The organism is Bacteroides sp. RTP31139st1_H2_RTP31139_211217 (assembly GCF_040227615.1).
GTDB lineage: Bacteria > Bacteroidota > Bacteroidia > Bacteroidales > Bacteroidaceae > Bacteroides > Bacteroides uniformis.
In genome coordinates this window covers 44,771-51,165 of the sequence record NZ_JBCNZM010000020.1, presented here as the reverse complement: position 1 = coordinate 51,165, position 6,395 = coordinate 44,771, and the positions used below count along the sequence as shown (strand labels likewise).

At 39.0% G+C, this 6,395-nt stretch carries 4 protein-coding genes; all 4 read left to right on the top strand.

Annotated features, from left to right (window positions below):
* On the top strand, positions 1–1,209 hold a 1,209-nt coding region (locus tag ABUA47_RS05245; protein ID WP_349831446.1), incomplete at its 5' end, for a RagB/SusD family nutrient uptake outer membrane protein.
* A gap of 24 nt (positions 1,210–1,233) precedes the next feature.
* Entirely contained in the window at positions 1,234–2,844 is a 1,611-nt protein-coding gene (locus ABUA47_RS05240; RefSeq protein ID WP_008663879.1) for a SusE domain-containing protein, read from the top strand.
* An 81-nt stretch (positions 2,845–2,925) separates the two neighbouring features.
* Positions 2,926–4,251, top strand: a complete 1,326-nt coding sequence (locus ABUA47_RS05235) for an alpha-amylase family glycosyl hydrolase (protein ID WP_005826350.1) — start codon at positions 2,926–2,928, stop codon at positions 4,249–4,251.
* Positions 4,252–4,427: 176 nt separating this feature from the next.
* A partial coding sequence (locus ABUA47_RS05230) for an alpha-amylase family glycosyl hydrolase (RefSeq protein ID WP_349831444.1) occupies positions 4,428–6,395 on the top strand: 1,968 nt, incomplete at its 3' end.

Genomic DNA, 6,395 nt, shown 5'->3' with positions numbered 1-6,395 from the left:
AACTTGTCAAATGCGTTTTTACGTGAAACAACTGATGATAAACTTGCCTCACGAGGTTGTTCAGAGCAAGTAAAGGCTTCTATTAAAACTTTCCGTGCAGAAGCTCGTTTTATGCGTGCTTTGATGTATCTGTATGCTTTGGATTTGTATCGTAATGTTCCGTTTGTAGATGAAAACAGCCCTATTGGTAGCGTTCGTCCACAACAAATTATGAAAGATCAATTATTTGAATACATTGAAAGTGAAATGTTGGCATGTGAAAGTGATATGCTTGATCCTGTAGTTGGATTTAATGATAATTATGGACATGCTAATAAAGCTGCTCTGTGGGCTGCATTGTCTCGCTTGTATTTGAATGCAGACACGTATGTAGGTGTAAATAAATATACTGAATGTGTGACTTATTCTAAAAAGATTATTTCAGCAGGTTACCAATTGGAACCGGTTTATGGCGATATGTTCAAAGCTGATAATGACCAATCCAAAGAGATGATTTTCCCATTGAGATATGAAGGTGAAGATACAATGACCTGGGGAGGTATGACAGCTTTGTTATGCTGGGGTTCTGCTGATTTTCAAGAAGAAACGAATGCAAAGGGAGGTTGGCAAGGTGTTAGAGCTAAGTCGTCTTTATATAATATCTTTGAAAAAGAGGATAGCAGTGATAAGGATACTCGTAAAGCAATGTTGCGTACAGAAGCTACCACAAATATTGAGATCACAAATGAAGCTGATTTTGTCAATAATGGCATTCCCGTTACCAAGTTTTATAATGTGAATAAAGATGGAAGTAAACCTGCATCTGCGGAAGCTTGGACAGATTATCCATTATTCCGTTTAGGTGAAATCTATTTGAATTTAGCAGAAGCTGTTCTTCGTGGCGGACAAGGAGCAACAAAAACAGAGGCTTTGGGATATGTAAATGATTTGCGTAAACGTGCATATTCAGACAAGGCGTCCGCACCTATTTCCGATAGTGATTTTACTTTGGACTTTATGATGGATGAACGCGCACGTGAGCTATTCTACGAAGCTCAAAGACGTACAGATTTGATTCGCTTCGGTAAATATACTTCTGCTGATTATGTTTGGCCATGGAAGGGTGGAGTTGCGGCAGGAAAATCTGTTGAAAGCTTTTATCAAGTGTTCCCCTTGCCTTCAGACGATGTTGGTTCTAATCAGAACCTGGTACAGAATGAAGGATACTAATATTAATGATTAAACATGAATGATATGAAGACAAAATATATTTATTTACTTTTGGCTGGAATCTTCGCATTGATGTCTTGTGAGGAGGATGCTACCCCCATATTGGAATTGAAGACTGCTGCTGCATTGCATGCGCTTTCCCAAACAGACATTACTATTACTAAAGACAATAAGGATGCGCAATTTCCGGAAATAGCTTGGGATAAGGCAGATTATGGAGTTTCTGCAGTAGTTAATTATGTTGTAACTCTAACAAATACTTCTACCAATAAGAGTATTGTAATAGGAGAAACAGGGGATGCAAAACTGGCATTTACAAATAGTGAAATGAATTCTTTATTGGCTAAGGTAGGAGCATATCCGGGGCAAACGTATGATTTTACTGTTTCTTTGGTTTCTGAGGCATATGATGCTTATACTGATGCAGCTAGTAACTCAATAACTTTTAAGGCTACACCTTATGACCCTAATGTAGATAATATTACATGGAAGTATGCTTATGTAGCTGTTGGCTATCCTGATTGGGACTACACTACTGCCTATTTGATAGGTGACCCTGACGGTGATGGCATTTATAGTGGTTATGCCAATTTTGATGGTGCTGCTTCTTATGCAATCATTGATGGTGCAGACCTTACGAAAGTATTGGCTAAAGACCAGCAAGTTACTGCTGATGGTAAAGGTTTCATTGAAATTACTTTAGATGCGGAAGGTAAGGTAACCCAATCAGAGAAAGGGCTGGTTTGGGGAGTAATTGGAGATGCTACGTCTAGTGGTTGGGACAAAGATACCCAGATGGAATACGATACCACTACTCGTCTTTGGACAGTGGTTACTCCGTTGCTCGATAAGGAATTCAAATTTAGAGCCAATAATGACTGGGGATTCAATTATGGAGCAGAAGAAGGTAAACTTTCTGAGTTGGCCGGTAACTTGGTTGCTGGAGGTCAAAATTTCAAAGTGGTAAAGGCAAGTCCCTATATTATTACTTTAAATTTGACTAATGCAGGAAAATATACTTATAGTATGGAAGAAACAACGATTGAGCTTTCTAGCTCTGCAATGACATTGCCTGGTAGCTATCAGAGTGGTGATGGTTGGAAGCCGGAAGCTGATGATTGCTATAAGGTAGAATCTGCAGCTCGTGATTTCAAATATACTGGCACTCACTATTTCCCTGCCGATACAGAATTCAAGTTCTATGATTCTGGTACGTGGATTGGTGTTGTTGGAGATATTACTTGGAATGAGGCTAAGACATCAACTACGTTTGTTATCGGTGATGGCGGTAATGTTAAGATTGAGGCTGCCGGTTATTATCGAGTAGGTGCCGATACTAAGAAGATGGTTGCTACTTTGGATAAGACAGGTTGGGAGATTATTGGTGATGCTACTCCTGGTGGATGGGATAAAGGCACTTTAATGGATTATGATGCTGAAACGCAAAAGTGGTCGGTGACTGTTACATTAGGTGATGGTGAAATGAAATTCAGATGGGATGCAGCTTGGACTATAAACTTTGGTGGTAGTTTAGGTGCGCTGACGCAGGATGGTGGAAATATTAAAGTTTCAGCTGGAACATACACGATTGTATTGGATCCAGAAGCTAAGAATGCTACAATGACAGCCAATTAAGGCTCTCTTATTTATAGAAAAAGGATTAAGGGGGGGACCTTTAATCCTTTTTTATTTGTCAGACCAATGAATTGTAAATAGATGAGGAATTTATTTTATACTATACTTGTATTATTGACAGTGTATGCTTGTGCCGGAAAACGCGAGATAGTTACTGAACAAAAGCAAGTATTACCTGCTGTAGAAGACGTTGTGATGTACGAAATCAATCCACGTGTTTTTGCTCTGAAGAATGCATTTAATGTCATATCAAAACATCTTGATTCTATTCAGTTTTTGGGTGTTAATGTTGTTTGGTTTATGCCAATCTATGAGATTGGTGAGGTAAATACGGTGAATTCTCCTTATTGTATCAAAGATTATAAAAGAATAAATCCTGAATTTGGAACAGTAGAAGAATTTAAGCGTTTAGTGGAATTATGCCATGAAAAAGGAATAAGTGTAATTTTAGATTGGGTTGCTAATCATACATCTTGGGACCATGCTTGGATTAAAGAACATAAAGAGTGGTATACTCAGGATAGTATCGGAAATATAATTTCTCCTGCAGGAACGGGATGGAATGATGTGGCAGATTTGAACTACGATAATGCAGATATGTGCCTTGCAATGATTGATGCTATGAAATATTGGATACAAGAAGTTGGTGTAGATGGTTTTCGCTGTGATGCTGCTGATTATGTTCCATATACTTTCTGGAAGCAAGCTGTTGATTCTCTGAGGGCTATTCCAAATCGGAAATTGTTAATGTTGGCAGAAGGTAAGCGCAAAGATCATTTTGATGCAGGATTTGATATGAACTATGCTTGGGATTTGATGGAGGCGATGCGGGATGTTTTCGTTAATGATAGTAGTGCGGCACGCTTGTTGGAGGTGGATTGGAGCGAGTATGACTCAATTCCGGCAGGAAAAATGAAATTACGTTTTATTACCAATCATGATGAGGCTTCTAAAATGTCGCCAATTGTGGAGTTAGGAAGTGAAAGGGCAGCTATGGCTGCTTTTGTTGGAACAGTTTTTTTGCATGGTGGAGCATTGATTTATAGTTCACAAGAAATTGGACATGAGGCTCCTATTAATTTTTTTGCATATACATCCGTGGATTGGTCCGAATGTTCGGATATTTATCAAGAATATGGGTGTTTAATGGGATTGTATAATAAATATCCTGCACTTCGGAAAGGAATATTAACTGGGTATCCTGCTTCAGACGTCTTGATGTATCAGAAAAGTGATGGTAAAGATGCTTTTATGATATTGGTTAATGTGCGTAATAGAGATGTTTCTGTTATCTTACCGGAGGGTTGGAAGCATCATGTAGCTACTGATATTTACGAAAATAAACCTCTGGAATTGATGAATGAAATTAAACTGAATGCATTAGAGTATAGAATAATTAGATTCTGACGGCTGGATTTTAATAAAAGAGGAGACCCTATACTATTATATTGTGTAAGGTCTCCTCTTTCTGTTTGATATGCAAACGTTTTCGTGATATTGTTCTCGTTTTCCTTTACGTTAATTGATTTGCCCTTTCTTTTCCGGTTATATTTGTGAAGTGATAACTTTAAATACTTCATATTATGAAAATTATCGTTCAACGTGAGAATCTTGTTTTATGGCATTTGATATGCTTCAGCGTGCTGCTGGCATTCACGGCATGTAGTGACAACAAAGAGGAGTTTCAGGAATATTTGACTCCTGCCTCCGGTAGTGAAGCTATTTTTGAACAAGGTTTTAGCTTTGCTGAAGCTGCTTCTTCACAAAGTGTCAGTTTTGAGGCCGGATATCAATGGACTGCTGAGCTGAGTGGTGAGGATATTGGCTGGTGCAGTATCAATCCGGCAAAAGGCTTGTCAGGAAAAGCTACGATTATGGTTTCTGTTGCTAAAAATGAAACTGGAATAGCGCGTACAGCACAATTGAATATTATATCCGGTTCAAAAAGGGAAGAAATATCCGTCACTCAAGCTGCCAATGCAATTGCAATTCCTGCTGGTCTGAGTTATACACCGGTGGTACCAGATGCTGATCAGTCTCTTGTCATTACGTTTAAAGCGGATACAAAGTCTGCCCTCTATGAGTATAAAGGAGATGTGTATGTACATATTGGTGTTGTCAGTGAAGGTCGTTGGCAATTCGTGCCTGCAGAGTGGGCAGAAAACAAAGATAAATGTAAGATGACTTTATCTGAGGCTAATATTTGGAGTATTACATTGAGTCCGAATATCCGGGAGTGGTTTGGGAGTGGAAAGACACCGGTGAACCAACTTGGAATAGTGATTCGTAGTGCGGATGGTAGTAAAAAAGGAATAGATACTGATTCCTTTATAGCGGTAACTGATACAAAATATGAAGGATTTGTACCCGGTGAGATTAAAACTGCCGCTGTACCGGCTGATATGGTCGAAGGTATCAACATAATGGATAATTCTACAGTGACACTGGTACTTTATGATAAAGATGTGAATGGAAATCATAAGGATTTTGCACATGTTGTGGGTGACTTTAACAATTGGACCTTAAGTAATGACGAAAAGTCGCAGATGTATCGTGATGATGCTTCCGGATGTTGGTGGATTACGTTGGCGGGGTTAGATGCTGGTAAAGAGTATGCTTTCCAATACTATGTGGGTACAAAGGAAGGTGAAGTAATTCATTTGGCAGATGCTTATACTGAAAAAATACTGGATCCTGATAATGATAAAGATATTTCAGCTTCTACCTATAATGAAAACCTGGTTTATCCTAAGGGAGGGGTAGGAATCGTTTCGACCTTCAAGATACAGAAAGATAGTTATAACTGGAAGTATAATGATTTTAAAATAGCAAATCCTGAGCAATTAGTGATATATGAATTGCACTTGCGCGACTTTACGGCTACGAGTGACATTAACGGTGCGATGGGAAAGCTTTCTTACTTGAAAGAAATGGGTGTCAACGCTATTGAGTTGATGCCGGTGCAGGAGTTTGACGGCAATGACAGTTGGGGGTATAATCCTTGTTTTTTCTTTGCGATGGATAAAGCTTATGGGACAAAAACAATGTATAAGCAGTTCATTGATGCTTGTCATGAGGCTGGTATGGCAGTTATTCTGGATGTGGTTTATAATCATGCTACAGGAAATAATCCGCTGGCTAAACTCTATTGGGATGGTGATAAGACTGCAAAGAATAATCCATACTTCAATGTGGAAGCACCTCATCCTTATAGCGTGTTCCATGATTTCAATCATGAAAGCCCATTGGTGCGTAAGTTTGTGAAGCGTAATCTGCAATTCTTGTTGAAGGAATATAAGGTGGATGGCTTTCGTTTTGATTTGACGAAAGGGTTCACACAAACCTCTTGCACTGAAAGTACAGCATCCAATTACGATGCGGGTCGCATTGCCGTCCTAAAGGATTATAATGCGGCCATCAAGGAAGTGAAAAAGGACTCTTATGTTATCTTGGAGCATTTCTGTGATTCAAAGGAAGAAAATGAACTGGCAGCTGATGGTATGCACTTATGGCGTAACTTGAATAATGCCTATTGTCAGTCGGCTATGGGG

What these genes read in the sequence shown, in the direction of transcription:
- ABUA47_RS05235 (WP_005826350.1), top strand. Translation starts at nt 2,926, where the DNA reads ATGAGGAATTTATTTTATACTATACTTGTATTATTGACAGTGTATGCT.
- ABUA47_RS05240 (WP_008663879.1), top strand. Translation starts at nt 1,234, where the DNA reads ATGAAGACAAAATATATTTATTTACTTTTGGCTGGAATCTTCGCATTG.